Below are 18,749 nucleotides of genomic sequence, written 5' to 3'. Positions count from 1 at the left end.
GCGCCCTCCGGAATTCCCGTTGATTAAGACAAAGAATCGTTAATCCCTGTTCTGGTTTGACCGCCCGCCTTTCCCGTACCATAAGGATAAGATTACTAGAGATAGAGATGGTGATGTGAGAGATGAAAACCGCTAGGAGTACCCGCATCCCGGGAGCCGCAGTGCATGCGCCGAAGAGGGCAGAGCAGCGGGAACCGGGCGTGTGGCAGCGATTCGCCCAGCAGTGGGACTACCAGTCGATGATCCTGCCTTCGATCCTGTTCCTGATCATTTTCAGTTATATTCCCATGTGGGGCGTGCTGCTGGCCTTCAAGGAATATGATTTGTTCGCCGGGTTTGCCGCCAGCCCCTGGGTGGGCACCCTGCATTTCCGGATGTTCTTCGAGTCGCCGGAGTTCTGGCTCATCATGCGCAACACGATCTGTATCTCGCTGCTGAAGCTGGCCGTCGGCTTTCCCGCTCCGATCGTGCTCGCCCTGATGCTGAACGAAGTGGCGAACATGGCCTTCAAGCGGGTCGTGCAGACGATCACGTACATTCCGCATTTTATCTCCTGGGTCGTCGTCTCGGGGCTCGTCTTCTCCATGCTGGCGGTAGATGGAGGGGCGGTGAACGGCCTGCTCCTGCAGCTCTCCCTGATCGACCGGCCGGTGAACTGGCTGTCGGTGCCCGAATACTTCTGGGCCATCCTCGTGTCGGCAGGGGTCTGGAAGGAGATCGGCTTCGGCTCGATCGTCTACCTGGCGGCCATCGCAGGCATCGACCCCGCTTTGTACGAGGCGGCATCGCTCGACGGAGCCAGCCGGTTCAAGCAGATTTTCCTCATCACGATCCCGAGCATCGCTCCGGTTATTATCATCTTCCTGATCCTGGGCGTGGGCAATATCCTCCATGCCGGGTTCGAGGACATCCTGCTCCTGACGCAGAATCTCAACAACGGCATCCTGATGCCTTATGCGGAAGTGATCGATACGTACGTGTATCAGATGGGCATCATCAACCAGCGGTATTCGTATGCCACGGCGACAGGCCTGTTCAAGTCGGTGATCTCGGTCCTGCTTCTGCTGATCGCGAACTACACGGCAAGGAAGCTGGGGAAGGCCAGCTTATGGTAGCCCCGGAGACATCGAAACCAAGGGACAATAGAAACCAGGGACAATAGAAACCAGGGACAATAGAAAGGAGGGATCCCTTCCCATGAAATTGAATGTGTATGACCGGACGCTACGCGCAGCGATCTACGTGCTCCTGGTGCTGCTGTCGTTCTTGACCTTTTATCCGTTCTGGAATTCGCTCGTGATCTCGTTCAATACGGGCAGCGATACTTCGCTTGGAGGCGTGACGTTCTGGCCGAGGGAGTTCACCCTGGAGAACTACCGGATCGTGTTCCAGGAGGATGCGATCTTCCAGGCCTATCTCATTACCATTCTCCGCACGGCGGCGGGCACGGTGCTCTCGATGTTCTTCACGGCACTGTTCGCTTACGGATTGTCGAAGAGAGGCATCGTGTTCAAAAAGTTCTACATGATCCTCTGCGTCATCACGATGTACTTCAGCGGGGGGCTCATTCCCTATTTCGTCCTGGTCTACCAGATGAAGCTGTACGATACGTTCGCCTTCCTGGTGATCCACGGCATGATCTCCGTATACAATATGATCATCTTCCGCACGTTCTTCGCCGAGCTGCCGGACGGGCTGGAAGAGTCGGCCCGCATCGACGGCTGCTCGAATTACGGCGTGTTCTTCCGCATCGTGCTGCCGGTCTCCGGTCCGGTGGTGGCGACGCTCTCGCTGTTCACGGCAGTGGGGCTGTGGAACGACTGGTTCACGCCTGCGGTCTTCATTAACGATCCGAACCTGATCCCGCTGCAGACGATGCTCGTCCAGATCATCAATGCGGGCACGACGGCCACGCTGGTCTCGAACCTGAACTCCTATGCGCAGAGCATGGTGCAGAACACGGTGACGGTCAAGGCGCTGCAGATGGCGACGATGATGGTGGCGACGCTGCCGATCCTGCTGGTGTATCCTTTTCTGCAAAAATACTTCGTCAAAGGCGCCCTGGTCGGTTCCTTGAAGGAATAGCCCTAACGATAGGAACGGCATGATGATATAAGAAACATGAGAGGGGTAAGACAACATGAAGGTGAACATCAACGGAAGGCTGCTCTCCGCGGGCATGCTCGGGACCAGCCTTGTTCTGTCCGCATGCTCGGGTGTTGGGGAGCAGGCACAGAAGCCGCAGGAGACCGAGCCTTCCCAGACCACGGCTCCGGCCGAGGGAGGCAGCATCCAGTCCAGGGTGAAGCCGGTGGATTTCAGCCTGTACGTTAACTACGACTGGTATACCGCACCCGCTTGGGCGGAACGACCGCATGGCAAGTGGATCACCGAGAACCTGAAGGTATCGCTGAAGCCGATTCAATCCAACGGGGCGGCGGCGCAGAAGCTCAACGCGATGATCGTCTCGGGCGACCTGCCCGACGTGGTGGTGCTCGACCGCGGCAAGGATGTGGAGCGGCTGCAGAAGGCCGGCAAGCTCGTCGCCCTCGATCCGTACCTCGCCAAGTATCCGGAGTTCGTCAAGAACGTCGGCGAGAAGAACCTCAACATGCTGCGGAGCGCGGACGGCAAGCTGTACCAGATTCCGAACTGGTACATCAACGGGGGCAAGGGCAACGGCAATGCGGCCTATCTCATCGAGCGGAAAATCCACAAGGCGCTCGGGTCCCCGAAGCTGGAGACATGGGACGATGTGGAGTCTTACCTGAAGCTCGTCAAGGAGAAGCACCCGGACGTCATTCCGCTGGACTTCGGGGAGATCCGGGACGGTGCGGACGTGCAGATGCTCGGCATGCTGTACAGCGGAGCGGCCGAGGACCGGACGCCGGCCTTCCTGTCACCGGGCTCGGGCCAGGTGTTCGGGGTGCCGAAGGACGGCAGGCTGACCTCGATCTACCGGGATGAAGCGTTCCGCGAGGCCGCGCTCGTCAGCTCCCGCTGGTTCCGCCAGGGTCTGACCTCCCAGGATCTGTTCACACAGACCCGCGACCAGATCCTCGAGAAGCTCAAGACCGGGAAGATCGCCGTCTTCGGCGCGTATGATGCCGTCGTGGAAGGGATCGGCCGGGAGGCGAATAACCTGCTGAAGGCCAAGGATCCAGAGGACGGGTACGACGTTATATGGCCGATTCACAAGGCAGGCGTATCCAAGGACAAAGTATTCCCGTCCGGCTACAATACGCTGGGATGGAACGTGAACGTAATTACGACGAAGGCGAAGGACCCTGAGGCGATCTTCTCCTACATGAACTGGGCGACGAGTCCGGAAGGGCAGCAGATTCTGTTCTACGGGCCTCCGGGGCTGTTCTATGACAAGGTGGAGAGCGGCGTGCCGATTCCGAATGAAGCGTACATCAAGCGCGACCCGAAGAAGTACGACGAGCTGAAGATCGGAGAGTTCAACTGGAACGGCAATACGGCCTACGTCGACACGACGAAGGGGCAGCGCGAGAAGCTGCTGCCGGAGGCGGCGCAGGACTGGACGACGCAGAGTCAGGCGAACGTGTCGTTCAAGACGTCGAAGGACATGACGGAGTTCTCCAACCTGGACCCCGTACCGAACTCGGAGGAAGGCATCATTCTCCAGCGGCTGAAGGACCACTACAAGCAGACGGTGCCGAAGATCTTCTTCGCGAAGAGCGACGATGAGGTGAAGGCGCTGATCGCAGAGGCCGATCAGGAAGCGGCGAAGCTCGGATACGAGAAGCTGCTGCAGTGGAAGACCGGGCAGTGGCAGGCCAATCTCAAGAAGCTGCAGGGGCAAGCCGGCAAGTGAGGGTATATGGGTCTGAAAGTGACCTTGGGCAAGCCGGGCAAGTGCGGATATATGGTTCTAAAAGTGACCTTTGTGCGAAGCACAACGGAACGCAAAACCATATACCCGAACGTTCGAGCGGTTCCGTCCGTCTAACCCGTCTTATTTCCTATGGAAGCTTGAAAGCTTGGGGCTTGGCTTGCAAACAAGGGAAGGTATAATGAACTTATACCTTCTTTTGGCATCCCTTCGGAAATGGAAGTGAACAGCATGTACAGGGCGGTACTGGTAGATGACGAAACCTTCGACCTCGAGGGTATGCGTGTGCTGATCCCTTGGGAGGAGCTCGGCATTCAGGTGGTCTGCAGCGAAGAGAAACCGCTTGCAGCCCTGCAGTACATCGAGGGGCACGAGATCGATCTCCTCATTACGGATATCAAGATGCCGGTGCTCTCGGGGCTGGAGCTCTCGCGCAAGGCGCAGGAGCGCAATCCCAGGCTGAAGACCGTGTTCATCAGCGGGTACCAGGATTTCGAATACGCCAAGCAGGCGATGCATCTCAAAGCCGACGGCTATATCCTCAAGCCGGTCGACGACCAGGAGATTATCGAGACGCTGCAGCGGGTTGTGGCGGAGCTCGACCGGACGCAGATGACCCGCAGCGAGGAGACGGCGAGGATGATCGCCTCGTTCGAGTTCATCCGGAACGACTTCGTGCAGCACCTGCTCGAAGGAACGGTGGATACCGCCACGCTCCACGCCTTCCTGCAGAGCTATCCGTTCTCCGTGCCCGAAGAGAGGGCGCCGGCTGTGCTGATCGAGTTCGACGATGCCCTCTGGAAGTACGGCCCGCCGGGCAGCACCGGGCGGCCGGATGCACAGCGCACGGTCCGAAGCGTGGGCGCACTCATCGAGGCCGGAGGGCTTGGCCCCTGGTGCCCCCTGTCGGAGTCGCAGGTGGGGCTGCTGTATACGGCAGGGGACGGTGAACCGGCAGAGAGACTGGGGCAGCTGTGCGCGGACATCGCGGAGCGGGGGGAAGGGACGGTCACGATCAGCCTCGGGGACGCCGAACGGTTCCCGGACGGGACCGCAGCCTCGTTCCGGCAGGCGAAGGAGCGGATGGCGCTCAAGATGTTCCTCGGCAAGAACCGCGTGATCCGGCCGGATGCCGACGCGGGACGGGGGAGCATGGCCAAGGAGGCCAGGGATCTGCAGGCGGTGCTTGATGAGATCTTCGCGGCGATGACCAGCTACGGCCTAGTCGCGATCTGCGACTGCGTGGACGATCTGTTTGCGGTGGTGGAGACCTTCGAGCATCCCGTCAAGGTGCGCAGCTTCTCCATCCATATCGCCACGAAGCTCGAGACGTACCTGCATACACTGAACGAATCGTTCTCCAGCCTGCTCGGCTGGGGGATCGAGCATCTCGAGCGGATTCTGGAGTTCGAGACGATCGACGATATCAAGTCGTGGTATCGCCGGACGCTGTTCGAGATCGCGGAAAAGCTTTTTCTGCGCAAGAACGGCAAGAACCGGCGCCTCATCGAGCAGATCGAGCAGTACGTTCGGGATCGCTCTCCGAGGACCTGACGCTGAAGGAAGTGGCGAATCATTTTTCCTACTCTCCGAACCACCTCGGGTATCTGTTCAAGGAGCATACCGGGGAGAGCTTCAACGAGTATCTCGTCAAGCTTCGGATGGAGAGGGCGAAGGAGCTGCTGAGGGACCCAAGGTTCAAAATCTACGAGATTGCCGAGCTTGTGGGCTACAAGTCGCTGGCTTACTTCAGCCGGCAGTTCCGCGAGCGCTTCGGACTGACACCGGGAGATTATCGAAAGCAGAGTTGATGACATGCGGCAGCGCGGCAAATTGCGGTATGTGCCCCTCCGGTACAAACTGCTTCTGTCCTATTTGTTCCTTGTGCTCGTTCCCGTGATCGGGATCGGCAGTTATTCTTACGTATCGTCGGTACGCTCCATCAGCGAGCATACCCGCAACAACATGGAATTCGCGGTGAAGCAGATCGCCAGCGGCATTGACGGACGACTCGCGAATATCGTGCGGGGGTCGGAGGAGATCTTCTCGGACCAGACGCTGTCGCGGTACCTCTCGGGCTACTATCTCAGCTTCGAAAAGTATGCGATCACCACGCAGTATATTCTGCCCCGGCTGGAGTCGGCGGCCAATCTGCCGGACCCGAACGTGCAGCTCTCGCTGTATCTGGACAACGGGCATATCAGCGAGTTCTACTATCACGCCCCGGAAGCGAACAGCGGCAGCGGGCGGCAGTACTCCATCTATCATACGGAGCGGATCCGCGGGGAGGACTGGTACCGCTCCCTTGACCTGAACTATGCGACCGCCGTGTGGCGGCAGGTCGGTGAGGATGCGGCGGCCGGCCAAATCTCTTATCTGCGGCCCCTGATCAATTACGACACGCTCCAGCCGATCGGCCTGATCAGGATGACCGTGCAGCTCAAGGATATATTCCATACCCCGGACATGAGCCGTCTGGGCGAGGGGAGCCGGCTGTTCGTCGTAGGCGGCCAGGGGGACCGGCTGTGGTATTCCTCTGCGGTGGAGGGACAGTCGGATTGGACCGTGTGGACGGAGGAGAGCGGGGAGGGTTCTGCCCATGATCTGCAGATCGAAGAGGCGGTCACCGGCATGCCTGCCAAGGTCGTGGCCCGCATTCCGTACGCGTCCTTTCAGGAGGGCTCTCGCCAGGTCCGAACGGCGACCATCCTGATCTGTCTGGCGAGTCTGCTCGTGCTGACGGTCATCAGCGTCATTTTGTCCAATTACGTGCTGCGGAGGTTCCACAAGATCATCGGCTCCCTGCACGCCTTCAAGGAAGGGGACTTCGCCAAGCGGATGCCGATCCAGGGACATGACGAGTTCTCGCAGATCGGCGAGGCGTTCAACGAGATGGCCTCGACCATCGAGAAGCTCATCGAAGAAGTGTACGTCGGCCGGCTGGAGAAGAAGGAGGCGGAGCTGAACGTGCTGCATTCCCAGATGAACCCGCATTTTCTCTACAACACGTTCTCCTCCATCTCCCGGATGGCCAAGCTCGGCGAGATCGAGAAGCTGCACCAGGTGATCCGGCACCTCGCGAAGTTCTACCGGCTGACGCTGAACAAGGGGGAGACGATCATCTCCATTGAGAAGGAGCTGCAGATTCTGCAGTCGTATGTGGAGATCCAGACGATCAAGCATGCGGACCGGATCATCGTCCACTACGACATCGACCCCGGACTGCTCGGGTACGACACCGTCAAATTCATCCTGCAGCCCTTCGTCGAGAATGCGCTGGAGCATGCCTGGTATGACGATCAGATCCGGATGGAGATCCGGCTGTATGCGGAGGGGGATACGGTCTGGATGGAGGTCCGGGATAACGGTCTGGGCATGAAGGAAGAGGTGATGCATGCGATCCTCGACGACTCGGGTCAGGGGATCGGCTACGGCATCCGCAATGTGGACCAGCGGATCAAGCTGCAGTTCGGCCGGGGCTACGGAGTCTCGCTGAGCAGCGAGCTCGGGGAAGGCACGACTGTGAGGCTGTCCATGCCGAAGTACGTGCAGAAGGCGGCGGGGCCGAATTCGGCACTGGAGTGAACGGATGGACTTGGCTTCATGGACTAATAAGGCGGCCTGCTGTGAGCAGGTACCGCCTTATTTGGTGATGTGATGGGCAGGGACCGGCGGCGAGGCATGTACCCATCAACGGCGGGGCGCTGTCTTAGCGCGCTGCAGGGGAGAGGGAGTCCTGATCCTGGAGGAGCTTGGCTTTGAGAAACTCATTCAGCCTGCCGAGGGCCAGCTTGAGCGGCATATCGGCGGCCCGGCAGAGCAGGCCGAAGGTGACGGAAACCCGGTCGTCCTGCACCTCGCGTACCAGCGTGCCGGGCGGCAGCGGGGTCAGCAGGCTGCGCGGCACAAGGGCGATGCCGAGTCCGCAGGCGACGTAGTGCTTCATGGCGGCCATCGAAGAGATCTCCATGCTGTTCAGCGGGCTGCCGCAGGCCTCCCCGAGCAGCATCTCCACCTTGTGGCGGTACGGGCAGTTCTTCGCCGTAAGCAGGATGCGGTGATCGCGGAGTTCCCGGAAAGGGATGCGTTCCAGTGCGGACAGCGGATGTCCTTCAGGCAGCAGGAACACCAGCTCCTCCGAGAAGAGCGGCTCGAAGTACAAGCCTTCGCCGATGACCGGCCTGGAACAGACGGCAAGATCAAGCTCTCCCCTCAGGAGCCGCTCGCCGAGGAGAGGGGTGCTGCCGATGTCTACGGCGATGCCGATCTTGGGATAGGCGGTGAGGAATGCCTGTAGCAGCCGGGGCAGCACGAAGCTGGCGATCGGCTCGACTGCGCCGAGCCGGAGCTCTCCGGTTTCCCCGAGCATCCAGTCGGACATGCGGCCCTGGAGCCGGTCGATCTCCTTCATAATCCCGGCGCTCTGTTCATGGAACAGCCGCCCCGCTTCGGTGAGCTGGAACGTTCTCCCGCGTTCGATCAGCGTGATGCCGAGCTCGGCCTCGAGCTTCTGCATTTGCATCGTCACGGTCGACTGGGCGTAATTCAGCTCCTCGGCCGCCCGGTGGAAGCTGCCAAGGGCGACGATCCGGTGGAACGTTTTGAGGGACTTGAGGTCCATTGGTTTGGGGCTCCTTTGGGCAGTTTTGCAGTTCAAAGATGTTGAACTGATTGTTCATTTAATTCAATTATACAAAACCCACTCCGGGACGTACAATCTAGCTGTAGAAGGTGATGAGCAGGGCTTCAAGAGCATCAGGTAAAAAAAGAGGGAGGCAGCAGCATGCCATTCGTACGGATTGATCTGCGCCGCGGGCGCACGGAAGAAGAACTGCAGGCCGTCAGCCGGGCTGTCCACCGGGCCCTGACCGAGACGGCCGGCGTGCCGGAGGACGATTATTTCCAGGTCATCACGCAGCATGAAGCGGGGGAATTCCGGTATGACCCGGGCTATCTCGGTATTTCCCGCACCGATAGCCTGATCTTCATCGCGATCACGATGGGGAGAGGCCGGGGAGCTGAGACGAAGCGGGCTCTGTATGCCAGGACGGCGCAGCTGCTGGAGGAGTCCGCCGGGGTACGGCCCGAAGACGTCATGATCATCGTGACGGAGAATACGCTGGAGGACTGGTCCTTCGGACAGGGCATCGCCCAGCACGCGCGGGGAGACAGAACGGGAGGAGAAGCACGATGATGAATTTGAAGGGCAAATCGGCACTGGTTACAGGCGGGGGAACCGGCATCGGCCGGGCGGTAAGCCTGGCGCTTGCTGACAGGGGAGCGGCGGTAGCGGTGAATTATTCCCGGTCGCGGGCGGAAGCGGAGGAGACCGTGAGGGAGATCGTGGAGAGAGGCGGCCGCGCGATAGCGGTCCGGGCGGACGTCTCCATCGACGCTGAAGTCCGGGAGATGGCTGCCGCTGCGGCGGAGGCGCTCGGGGGGCTGGACATCCTCGTTAACAATGCGAGCATCACGCGCCATATCGCGCTCGATGACCTCGAAGCGGCGGAGGATGAAGTGTGGGATACGCTCTTCGCAGTTAATGTCAAGGGCATGTTCTACTGCGCGCGGGCGGCCGCTCCCTTCCTCAAACGGAGCGGGCAGGGAGCCATCGTCAACGTGGGCAGCATCGCCGGCTCGACCGGGCTGGGCTCTTCGCTGCCCTATGCGGTCTCCAAATCGGCAGTGCATGGGCTGACCCGATCGCTGGCCCGCGCTCTTGCGCCGGATATCCGCGTAAGCTGCGCGGCCCCGGGCGCCGTGGAGACGCGCTGGTGGGCCGGCCGCGAAGAACGGATGCGCCAGCTCGCCGGCCACCTTCCGCTGCAGCGCATCACCACGCCGGAGGAGGTCGCGGAGCTGGTGGTGACCCTCATCGGCCTGGAGTCCATGACAGGCCAGGTCGTCACCCTCGACGGAGGGCAGACCATGTAAGGGAAGCAGGGATTCGATCTTCCTAAGCAACGATGACGAAGCTGCCGGCATGATCGGCGGCTTTGTTGCGTTGGGGACAGGATTGTCGTTAAGCGTGCGTTGACATCTATGGCCAGCCGCAATACAATCTATAAATATTCAAATTTATGCATAAATACATTTTTTCAGTGAGTAAGTGGACCGTGCTGCATGGGAAAGAGATCTGGAAGAGGGAGGATGAACCTGGATGCTATACGATTTACAAGGGGAAGCCAATATGTCACCCATTGTAGGGCTGCTGTATTCCGCTGTAAAAGAGAACAGTCGGCGTCTGCAATCCATCACCGAAGGCATGTCCCAGGAAGAAGTCGATTACAAGGGACCGGATGCCAATGCGAACAGCACGGCTCAGTTGATCCAACATCTCATGGTTGTTGATGTGCATTGGGTGTACAGAATCAAGGGGCAGCCCCTTCCTGCGTCCTTAAAGGAACAATATGGTCCCATGATGGATGGGAATGGCAGGCTTCCGATGGTCCAAGGCGTATCTTTGAACGCACTGATTTTTACATATGCAAGAGTAGTAGACATGTTGAGAGATTCCTGCAGATCATTAACGGATAGTGACCTCGTACGAGGGGTCGCTTTTGGACATGAGAACGAAAAGCAAGCGACCATACGTTGGGGCATCTGGCACATGGCCGACCACAGCCGGTATCATCAAGCCCAAATCAGCCAGCTCAGAAAGTGGTATAGGGAGCATGCTCTGACGGAATAGAAGGAGAACATTGGAGTAACGTTCTGGATGGGCGCCATCCTCCTTCTTATTGGCGGTATATGGGTTATCCAAGAAGAGTAATACGATTTCGAAACCCCTTCAACTTTATGCTGAAGGGGTTTTTGCAGCCTCGAAAGATCACCACCAGGCACGGTTCCGTACCTCCGGCATTTTCGCGGTCCGGTCACTTTTGGTACAAACGCCCAAAAAATGGGTCAATTGACTCAGGAACATTCGCGGAGTTCAGACCATAAATTGGAATCATGTTTCGGTAACATTCGATATCATTTCGCTTCAAAGGATCAGGAAAATGATCATCAAAAAAATTATCGGAGGTTTATCTCATGACTAATTTTCAAAATGAGCTTCAGCAGTTGGGTGTTTCGCAGTTTCAGGCGAGCGAGGTAACGCCTTGGGAACAGCAGGCCCAGTATCCCGCTTATCCCGCCGGTCCGTATCCGATCGGCCAAGTGCCTGTGGATCCTGCGCGTCTGTGCGTCGGATTATGTGCGGGAGTTTGTGCGGGAGTTTGTGCGGGGGTTTGCGCCGGAGTATGTGCCGGAGTTTGCGGTGTCTTTTGTGCCGGAGTATGTGCCGGAGTATGTGCCGGAGTTTGTGGAGGCGTTTGCGGCGGCTTTTGCGCGGGTCGCTGTCATAACTGTGCGGGATTCTGCCATCACTGCGCAGGCAGCTGTCATCACTGCGGAGGCGGCCATCGCTGTCGCTGACACCTCCATCTTTCTCCCGCCTTGCAGTAAAGTGATCACCCATGCACATCGCTGTGCATGGGTGATCGCTATTTTCTAAAGTAGATATCTGGCATGAGGGACAAAGAGACGTACATAGGATTTCATATCATGGATATTCCGAAGTGGAGAACGACGTTTACGGCTAGGAGGGCTGAGATGTCAAAGCTGACCCCATCTGCGCGCCTTCAGGTAAAGGCGGATACGTTTTTTTTGCCGGTTCCGAACGACGGCGTCTATTTCCGGAATAACGTCGGCACGTTCCACATGCAAGGAGAAATGATCTACCGCTGGCTGGAAAAGCTCATCCCCATGTTCAACGGGGAGCACACACTGGCGGAATTGACGGACGGTCTACCCGGTCCGCATCGGGACAGGGTGTACGAAATCGCGGAAGTGCTGAGGCAGAAAGGGTTCGCGCGGGATGCGAGCCTGGACCGTCCGCACGTGCTATCGGAGGACACGGTCCGCAGGTATGCAGGGCAGATCGCTTTTCTCGAAAGCTTCGGCGATTCCGGTGCCTACCGGTTTCAGTGCTACCGGCAGGCCAAGGTGCTCGCGGTCGGCTCCGGCCCGATGTTTGCCTCTCTGGTGTCGGCGCTTCTGGAGTCAGGCCTGCCCCGGTTCCGCATGCTGATTACGGATTCGCTGCAGACGGATCGGAGGCGGCTTACGGCTTTGGCGGAGCACGCCCGCTTGACGGACTCCGAGGTGGAGATCCGAGAGGTGACGCTGCCGAACAAGGGAGCTGACGCTTGGAGGGAAGCCGTGCGGCCGTTCGATACGGTTCTCTATGTCTCCGAGATGGGCGATGGTGAGGAGTTTCGGTTGCTTCGTGCAGCATGCCAAGCGGAACGCAAAACGCTGCTTCCCGCCGTGTGCCTTCATCAGGCCGGCATCGCAGGCCCGCTCGTGCAGCCGGAGAGCGTGTTCTGCTGGGATTCGGCTGTGCGGCGCATCCACAAGTCCGAAGTATGTAAGGACAAGGAGCGGTTTGCTTTTTCCTCAACGGCGGGGGCGCTGCTCGCGAATGTGATTGTATTCGAGCACTTCAAGCAGGTGACGGGAGCCGCCCAGCCGGAGCTGAGAAATTCGCTGTATCTGCTTGATCTGGAAACGCTGGAAGGAAACTGGCATCCGTGCCTGCCGCATCCTCTCGCTGCCGGAAAATGGAATGCCTCAGCCAGATGGGTGGATGACGTGGAGCTTCGACTCGAGGAGAGGCTGGACGGCGGCGCAGTGAGCGGGCTGTTTTCTTATCTGGGCATGTTAACTTCGGAGAGAACGGGAATTCTCCATAGGTGGGAGGAAGGGGACCTTAGACAGCTTCCCCTGTCACAATGCCGCGTCCAGGCCGCCAATCCGTTGTCGGAAGGGCCGGCCGATCTGCTGCCGGAGATGATCTGCTCTGGACTCACGCATGAGGAGGCACGGCGTGAATCGGGGCTTGCCGGGCTTGAGTCGTACGTGTCGAGGCTCGCGGGTGCTCTCGTGAACACCGAGCAGTACATCGGCATTGGTGTCGGGGAGACGGCTGCAGAAGGATTGGCGCGCGGGCTGCAGGCTTGCTTGTCGCAGCACCTGGGGGCACGGCTGACCAGCCGCAAGTCTCCTGTCACTCAGGTAGGGCTCGGTCAGGTTGACGACGAGCGCTGCCGGTATTATTTGCAAGCATTGACCACAATGCGGGGACAGCCTTCGATCGGGCTCGGAGAGGAAGTGAGCGGTTTTCCGGCCGTATGGGTGGGCACGGAGGACGGATGGTTCGGCGGCACCGGCTTGACCGTGACAACGGCGCTGCGCACGGCGCTGCAGGCTGCGCTGATGAAGGCGCAGAACGGAACCGCTTGCCGAGCACCGCAGGCGGTGGAGGCGGAATCCGTACTGCTCGGTCCGAACGCCCCGCTGGAGCTATCGGTTCCGGCCGAGGTGACGGTGGCACAGCCGGATGCGGTCAGGGATGCGATGCGGAAGCTGAAAAGGAGCGGCCGGGAAGTATATGTGATTGATCTGGCGGTGGAGCCGTTTTTGCGTGAGGGTCCTGCCGCCGTCTTCGGCGTGCTGCTGGGAGAGGGGGAGGCCGGATGAGTGCGGTCGTAGCCATAGTCGGAGAGGGTGTGCTGGCGGATTTCGTGTGCGGGGAGCTGAGTCCCGAGTACCGGATCGTTCGTTTGGCCGATGCCCGAGAGGAAATGCCGGCAGGAGTCGAACTCGCTCTGGTCCTGCATGATGCTTGGAATCCCGCCGTTCACCGCGAGGCGGAGGCGGTTCTTGAGGCTGCCGGCCTTCCGTGGCTCCGCGGTTTCGTCGCCTTCGGCGAAGGCGTTGTCGGGCCGCTGGTCAGGCCGGGGCAGCCTGGGTGCTCCAGATGCGCTGATACCAGGCAGCTTATCGCGGGACGCGACCGCAGGGAAATGTGGGAGCTGGAACATCGTTTGACGGAGACCGGGGGGGGCCTGTCCGACGCGTGGGCATCGCGCACGGGACTGCTGCAGATGGCCCATCTGCTTGCGGCGGAATCGCGGAGCGTGCTGCGCCGCAGCCGCTCCCGCCTAGAAGAGCATGTGGTATTCGTCAATCTGAAGACGCTGTACAGCTCCAGCCATTTCTTTCTGCCGGACCCGCTCTGCCCCGTATGCGGACGTCTTCCGGAAGACTCGCGGGATGCGGCCCGGATCTCCCTCCTGCCGAGCCCGAAATTCGGCGAGAACATGTACCGCAGCCGATCGCTCCATGAGCTGAAATCTTTTCTGGTCAGGGATTATCTCGATTACAAGACCGGGTTAATGAATGGAAAAATACCGGATCTGTTGTCGCCTTTGGCCGATGTAACCATGAATCTTCCGATGTTAGATGGGGACGAGTTGACGGCGGGCCGGACGAATTGCTATGCGGACAGCGAGCTTTCCGCCATATTGGAGGGATTGGAGCGATATTGCGGCACGGCGCCGCGTGGCAAGCGGCCGGTCGTTCGCGGCAGCTGGCGGCAGCTGGCGGGGGAAGCGCTCGATCCCCTTTCCGTCGGGCTGTATGCCAAGGAGCAGTATGAGCTGCCGGGATTTCCTTTCTGGCCGTTCGATCCCGATGTCCAGACGGATTGGGTATGGGGGTACTCGTTTGCGCAAGAGCGCCCGATGCTGGTGCCCCAGTGGCTTGCGTATTACAGCTCTCCTTGCCGGCAGGGCTTCGTGTACGAGACGTCCAACGGCTGCGCCTTGGGTGGAAGCCTGGAGGAAGCGATCTTGTACGGCATGCTGGAAATCGTGGAGCGCGATTCGTTCCTGCTGACGTGGTACGCACAGCTGCCGCTTCCCCAACTAGACCCTCGATCTACGGGCGACCGCGAATTGAACCTCATGGTGGACCGATTGCAGGCCGCTGCCGGTTTTGACGTGCTCTTGTTTAATGCAACGATGGAGAATGGCATTCCCAGCATTTGGGCGCTGGCGAAAAACAGGAAGCCTAACGGAATCAATCTCATCTGTGCGGCCGGAGCGCACCCGGATCCGGTGCGGGCGGCAAAAGGAGCGGTTCACGAGCTGTCGGGGATGACGCTGACCATGAGTCATAAATTCGAGTCGAACCGGGAGAACCATGTGAAGATGCTTCGCGACCCTTCGCTGGTGCGGAGCATGGAGGACCATTCCATGCTATACAGCTTACCCGAGGCGGAGCCGCGGCTAAACTTTTTGCTGAAGCAAAACCGGCCGATGCGAACGTTCGCTCAGGAATTTGGAGCCGCGCCGAAGAGCCGTGATCTGACCGAAGACTTGAAGGCAATGATCGGCACGTTCCACCGGCTCCAGTTGGATGTGATCGTAGTGGACCAGACGACGCCGGAACTGCGGCGTAACTCGCTGCACTGTGTGAAGGTGCTGATCCCCGGCATGCTGCCGATGACGTTCGGCTACCATTTCACCCGGGTGGCGGGACTAGACAGGGTGCTTCGGGTGCCGGCCGAGCTGGGGTACACGGAGCGGCCATTGCGTCCGGAGGAGCTCAACGCTTATCCGCATCCGTTCCCTTAAACGAGCAGGACTGATCCGGCGAATGCCATACCTTGGCTCCTAATGGTGCGATGGGGGGAAGCAGAATGAGTCTGGAAGCGTTTGTCCGCCATCTTCATGCCGACGGCTACGAGAGCGGGCTGCCCGGCTGGGAGGTCGATTGGGACGACAAGCCGTTGTCCTATAAGCTGTATCGCGGCCTGCCTGCTGTTCCGCTGTCCTCGGATATTCCGCTGACGCTGGAAGCGCGGCGAATGCCCGCTGAGCCGAGCCTGAACGACATCGGACATTTCCTCTGGTACGCCTATGGATTGACTCAAGTCAGTCATGTCCATGCCGCTGCGGTGCAGTCGTACCACAGATTCATCCCATCCGGCGGAGGGCTGTACCCGAACGAATTGTACGTCTATCTACGCTCGGCAGCCGGCGGTCCCGGCGTTTACCATTACGATGCAGCGCATCACCGCCTGGTGCTGCTGCGCGAAGGTGACTTCGATTTGTATTTGGCCCGGGCTCTCGGCAGCCGCAGCGATCTATCTTCTTGCTTCGGCGTTGTCTTCGTATCGGCGATGGTTTGGAAAAATGCTTACAAATACAACACCTTTTCTTATCGTCTGCAAGGACTCGATACAGGCGTGCTGCTGGGGCAGCTGCTGGAGACGGCGAAACGGTTCGGCTATTCGTCAAGAGTTCATTACCGGTTTCTGGACGCGGCCGTTGGCCATCTGCTGGGGTTATCCGGCCGGGAGGAGAACGTGTATGCGGTTATCCCGCTTTCGGCGCAGCGCGACATCGCTTGGATCGACGACGGCATCGGCGCGCAGGTGCAAGCTGCAGCGGATGAGCTTTGCCGCGAACTGCCGGCTGTTCAGCATCAGCAGTTCATGCGTTCGAAGACCGTAAAGGAGATCACGCTGCTGAGTTGGATGAACAAATCGGCGGAGCTGGATACGCTGCCGCCGTTTCGTCGTTTAGAGCCATCCGTGCGCACAGAAAGCGGAATGCAGAGTGTCTATTTGCCTCTAGTGAAGCGGCTGAACTTCGATCTCGCGGCGGCCGGCCGAGCAAGATATTCGCCCGAAAGCGAATTTGTCTTGAGCCGCGTAACGGCACAGCAGCTGGCCGCCCTGCTGCATGAAGCTGCGGCTTCCTTTGCGTACCGCAGCGATTTGGACGGAGCGGGGGAGGCGTCCCCGCATCGTGTCGCTATATACGGGTGTTTCTATAACGTCGAAGGCGTGCCGGACGGAGCTTACCGTTATGACACAGCCGCCCACGCCCTCCGGCGCGTGCTTGCCGGTGATCATCGGCTCCGTCTGCAGCAGGGGATGATCCTTCACAATGTCAATTTGTTTCAAATGCCGATCTGCCTGCATCTTGCTGGTGATGCCGATCATCTGCTTCCCCAATTAGGGTATAGGGGATACCGCATTCAGCAGATGGAAGCCGGCATGCTCCTGCATCATCTGCTGCTGGCATCGTCCGTTCTCAACATGGGAGGCCGTCCGCTGCTTGGCTTTCGGGCCGGAATGTGTGACGAGCTGTACCGGTTGTCCCAGCATGGGCTGACCAGCCTCGTCCAAATCCCGATCGGCCGCTGCCTGCCTCGTCCCCGACTGGTGGGAGGCTTGCACGGTTAGGTTTAAGCAGGGCAGTGGGGGAAGGTGACCCATCGCTGCGTTAACAAGAAAATAAAGCTATTGGACCCACAGGCAGAGCCGTTTAGGACGGTTCTGTCTTTTTTTATGCCCGCAGCGAGCCGTCCTCCTATCCAACATCTGGAGTCGTTCCCGCTGCGGGGATTTGGTACAATGGGTCCGAAGATTTGCCTTTGGCGTGTGCGCCATGGTATACAACGGATACATAGAGAACAACACTAAACTGCAGGGGGTCTGACCGGTGAGCGAATACTGCAAGGTATTGATCGTGGATGATGAACTGCTGGTGAGGCAGGGGATCAGGCATCACCTGAACTGGGAAGCGGAGGGCTTCCGGATTGTGGGGGAGGCGGGGAACGGGCAGGAGGCCCTGGCCCGGATCGAGGAGCTCCGCCCCCATATCCTTCTGACGGACATCGTCATGCCGGTGATGGACGGGGAAGAACTGACCCGGATTGTCAAAAGGAACTATCCGGAGATCGAGGTTATCGTGCTGAGCAGCTTCAGCGAGTTCGCCTACGTGCGGTCCTCGTTCCAGAGCGGGGTTGCCGACTATATCCTGAAGCCGAGCCTGGAGTCCCAGGAGCTGCTGCGGGTGCTGAAAAGCACGGCGGACCGCATCCCCGAGCTGAAGCTGCAGGCGTCCGCCCAGAGCGGCGCGTCGATCGAGAGCCTGATCGACAAGGCGGTGTCCGGCTATCCGCTGCCGGACACGCCGGAAGCATGGGCCGAGGCGCTGCCATATGACAGCTTCGCCCTGCTCGGCTGCATCCTGCCGGGCGGCGCGGGAGGGCCGGGAGACAGTGCGGCTGCAGACCGGCTCGCCTCCATGGCCGAGCGGGAGCTGCGCACGCATCTTGTGTCATACGTTTGCCACAGGGTGCCGTCGCCCGGCCTGATGGTGCTGCTCGTGAACACGGAAGCGGGCGCGCTCAGCCGGCTGCCTGGGGCAGCCAAGGTGCTGGCCGAGGGCAGCCGGGAACAGGACCCGGAGCTGCTCTGGGCCCTGAGCGGGCCGTTCGGCTCGTTCGCCGAGCTTGGCACCGTGTACCGCGAGGAGCTGCTGAAGCTGCTGCAGCAGTACCGCTTCTTTTTTCCGGATGCGGGCCTCCTGTCGAAGGCTGTACTGCCGCCGAGGCCTGCGGCGCTGCCGGAGTTCGAGGTGGGGCGCTACACCGAGGAGCTGAAGCGCGGCCAGATTGAGCCGGCCTTCGGCCGGCTGCGGGACTATGCCGCCGCCTTCGTCCGGGACTACGAGACGGATGTGTTCGAGCTGAAGGCCTTCTTCGTCAACCTTCTGTTCCATACCACGCTGGCGCTCGGTGAGGCGGGGCTCGACGTGAAGCGGCTCGATGAGGAGAAGTACGCCTACTTCAAGGGCATCGACGAAGCGCAGTCGGCCGGCAGCGTGCTCGGGCTGCTCGACGCGTTCCTCGAGGAAGCGGGCACCTGCGAAGAGCCCCGCGTCGACGCCAACATGAAGCGGCTGCTCGCGTACATTCACGAGCATTACAGCGAGCCGCTGACCCTGTCGGAGGTGGCGAAGCATTTTCACTTCAACCCGTCCTACCTCTCGAGCTACTTCGCCGCGAACAGCAAGGAGGGCTTCAACGAATACGTGAACCGCATCCGGATCGAAGAGGCGGCCAAGCTGCTGCGGACCGGCGACGTGGCGATATCCGATATCGGGGCGCGCGTGGGGTATGCGGACCACAGCTATTTCTGCAAGGTGTTCAAGAAGTTCACGGGGATGTCTCCGAGCCGCTACCGCAAGAATCATACCTGACGAAA

General features: G+C 59.7%; 15 protein-coding genes and 1 pseudogene. 15 read left to right on the top strand and 1 reads right to left on the bottom strand.

Features of this window, described 5'->3' with window-relative positions:
* Positions 1–122: 122 nt before the first annotated feature.
* From PM3016_RS28700 to PM3016_RS28680, 6 genes are all read left to right on the top strand, one after another.
* Positions 123–1,115: an ABC transporter permease gene (locus PM3016_RS28700; protein ID WP_014371859.1), complete on the top strand. Its 993-nt coding sequence runs from the start codon at positions 123–125 to the stop codon at positions 1,113–1,115.
* 82 nt (positions 1,116–1,197) lie between these two features.
* The gene (locus PM3016_RS28695) at positions 1,198–2,085 is read left to right on the top strand and encodes a carbohydrate ABC transporter permease (RefSeq protein WP_013919938.1); all 888 of its coding nucleotides are present in this window, start codon (positions 1,198–1,200) and stop codon (positions 2,083–2,085) included.
* Positions 2,086–2,140: 55 nt separating this feature from the next.
* Complete coding sequence (locus PM3016_RS28690) at positions 2,141–3,838, top strand: extracellular solute-binding protein (RefSeq protein WP_014371858.1); 1,698 nt, start codon at positions 2,141–2,143, stop codon at positions 3,836–3,838.
* A gap of 249 nt (positions 3,839–4,087) precedes the next feature.
* Positions 4,088–5,410, top strand: a complete 1,323-nt coding sequence (locus tag PM3016_RS28685; RefSeq protein ID WP_238540341.1) for a response regulator — start codon at positions 4,088–4,090, stop codon at positions 5,408–5,410.
* Between the two features lie 11 nt (positions 5,411–5,421).
* On the top strand, positions 5,422–5,667 hold the full coding sequence (locus PM3016_RS40350) for a helix-turn-helix transcriptional regulator (RefSeq protein WP_238540340.1): 246 nt from the start codon (positions 5,422–5,424) through the stop codon (positions 5,665–5,667).
* A gap of 4 nt (positions 5,668–5,671) precedes the next feature.
* Positions 5,672–7,441 carry a cache domain-containing sensor histidine kinase gene (locus PM3016_RS28680; protein WP_013919934.1) on the top strand — a complete coding sequence of 590 codons (1,770 nt, stop codon included), beginning with the start codon at positions 5,672–5,674 and terminating at the stop codon, positions 7,439–7,441.
* Between the two features lie 124 nt (positions 7,442–7,565).
* On the opposite strand, the gene PM3016_RS28675 is transcribed toward PM3016_RS28680, so the two are convergent.
* The gene (locus PM3016_RS28675) at positions 7,566–8,477 is read right to left on the bottom strand and encodes a LysR family transcriptional regulator (protein ID WP_014371857.1); all 912 of its coding nucleotides are present in this window, start codon (positions 8,475–8,477) and stop codon (positions 7,566–7,568) included.
* A gap of 162 nt (positions 8,478–8,639) precedes the next feature.
* Here PM3016_RS28675 and PM3016_RS28670 point away from each other — a divergent pair, with 162 nt between their 5' ends.
* The 9 genes and pseudogenes from PM3016_RS28670 to PM3016_RS28635 all read left to right on the top strand — a co-directional run bounded on the left by PM3016_RS28670 (position 8,640) and on the right by PM3016_RS28635 (position 18,744).
* On the top strand, positions 8,640–9,050 hold the full coding sequence (locus PM3016_RS28670) for a tautomerase family protein (protein WP_014371856.1): 411 nt from the start codon (positions 8,640–8,642) through the stop codon (positions 9,048–9,050).
* Positions 9,050–9,790, top strand: coding sequence for an SDR family NAD(P)-dependent oxidoreductase (locus PM3016_RS28665; protein ID WP_014652439.1), 741 nt, complete (start codon positions 9,050–9,052; stop codon positions 9,788–9,790). The genes PM3016_RS28670 and PM3016_RS28665 overlap by 1 nt, the downstream gene beginning before the upstream one ends.
* A 226-nt stretch (positions 9,791–10,016) precedes the next feature.
* Positions 10,017–10,547, top strand: a complete 531-nt coding sequence (locus PM3016_RS28660; protein WP_013919929.1) for a DinB family protein — start codon at positions 10,017–10,019, stop codon at positions 10,545–10,547.
* Positions 10,548–10,891: 344 nt separating this feature from the next.
* Positions 10,892–11,095: pseudogene (locus PM3016_RS40345) on the top strand (heterocycloanthracin/sonorensin family bacteriocin); the annotation flags it as partial.
* A complete protein-coding gene (locus tag PM3016_RS40340; RefSeq protein ID WP_013919928.1) occupies positions 11,067–11,354 on the top strand; it encodes a hypothetical protein in 288 nt (95 codons plus the stop codon). The pseudogene PM3016_RS40345 and the gene PM3016_RS40340, both read left to right, overlap by 29 nt.
* 98 nt (positions 11,355–11,452) lie before the next feature.
* Positions 11,453–13,381, top strand: a complete 1,929-nt coding sequence (locus tag PM3016_RS28650) for a putative thiazole-containing bacteriocin maturation protein (protein WP_014371854.1) — start codon at positions 11,453–11,455, stop codon at positions 13,379–13,381.
* Entirely contained in the window at positions 13,378–15,321 is a 1,944-nt protein-coding gene (locus tag PM3016_RS28645; protein ID WP_014371853.1) for a TOMM precursor leader peptide-binding protein, read from the top strand. Before PM3016_RS28650 ends, PM3016_RS28645 begins: the two co-directional genes overlap by 4 nt.
* A 65-nt stretch (positions 15,322–15,386) precedes the next feature.
* Positions 15,387–16,940, top strand: coding sequence for a SagB family peptide dehydrogenase (locus PM3016_RS28640; protein WP_014371852.1), 1,554 nt, complete (start codon positions 15,387–15,389; stop codon positions 16,938–16,940).
* 259 nt (positions 16,941–17,199) lie between these two features.
* The gene (locus PM3016_RS28635; protein WP_013919924.1) at positions 17,200–18,744 is read left to right on the top strand and encodes a response regulator transcription factor; all 1,545 of its coding nucleotides are present in this window, start codon (positions 17,200–17,202) and stop codon (positions 18,742–18,744) included.
* Positions 18,745–18,749: the final 5 nt, after the last annotated feature.

Source organism: Paenibacillus mucilaginosus 3016 (assembly GCF_000250655.1).
Taxonomy (GTDB): Bacteria; Bacillota; Bacilli; order Paenibacillales; family NBRC-103111; genus Paenibacillus_G; species Paenibacillus_G mucilaginosus.
The sequence above is the reverse complement of the archived record's forward strand: the minus strand, read 5'-3'. Positions and strand labels throughout refer to the sequence as shown.

What these genes read in the sequence shown, in the direction of transcription:
- PM3016_RS28700 (WP_014371859.1), top strand. Translation starts at nt 123, where the DNA reads ATGAAAACCGCTAGGAGTACCCGCATCCCGGGAGCCGCAGTGCATGCG.
- PM3016_RS28695 (WP_013919938.1), top strand. Translation starts at nt 1,198, where the DNA reads ATGAAATTGAATGTGTATGACCGGACGCTACGCGCAGCGATCTACGTG.
- PM3016_RS28690 (WP_014371858.1), top strand. Translation starts at nt 2,141, where the DNA reads ATGAAGGTGAACATCAACGGAAGGCTGCTCTCCGCGGGCATGCTCGGG.
- PM3016_RS28685 (WP_238540341.1), top strand. Translation starts at nt 4,088, where the DNA reads ATGTACAGGGCGGTACTGGTAGATGACGAAACCTTCGACCTCGAGGGT.
- PM3016_RS28680 (WP_013919934.1), top strand. Translation starts at nt 5,672, where the DNA reads ATGCGGCAGCGCGGCAAATTGCGGTATGTGCCCCTCCGGTACAAACTG.
- PM3016_RS28675 (WP_014371857.1), bottom strand. Translation starts at nt 8,477, where the DNA reads ATGGACCTCAAGTCCCTCAAAACGTTCCACCGGATCGTCGCCCTTGGC.
- PM3016_RS28670 (WP_014371856.1), top strand. Translation starts at nt 8,640, where the DNA reads ATGCCATTCGTACGGATTGATCTGCGCCGCGGGCGCACGGAAGAAGAA.
- PM3016_RS28665 (WP_014652439.1), top strand. Translation starts at nt 9,050, where the DNA reads ATGAATTTGAAGGGCAAATCGGCACTGGTTACAGGCGGGGGAACCGGC.
- PM3016_RS28660 (WP_013919929.1), top strand. Translation starts at nt 10,017, where the DNA reads ATGCTATACGATTTACAAGGGGAAGCCAATATGTCACCCATTGTAGGG.
- PM3016_RS28650 (WP_014371854.1), top strand. Translation starts at nt 11,453, where the DNA reads ATGTCAAAGCTGACCCCATCTGCGCGCCTTCAGGTAAAGGCGGATACG.
- PM3016_RS28645 (WP_014371853.1), top strand. Translation starts at nt 13,378, where the DNA reads ATGAGTGCGGTCGTAGCCATAGTCGGAGAGGGTGTGCTGGCGGATTTC.
- PM3016_RS28640 (WP_014371852.1), top strand. Translation starts at nt 15,387, where the DNA reads ATGAGTCTGGAAGCGTTTGTCCGCCATCTTCATGCCGACGGCTACGAG.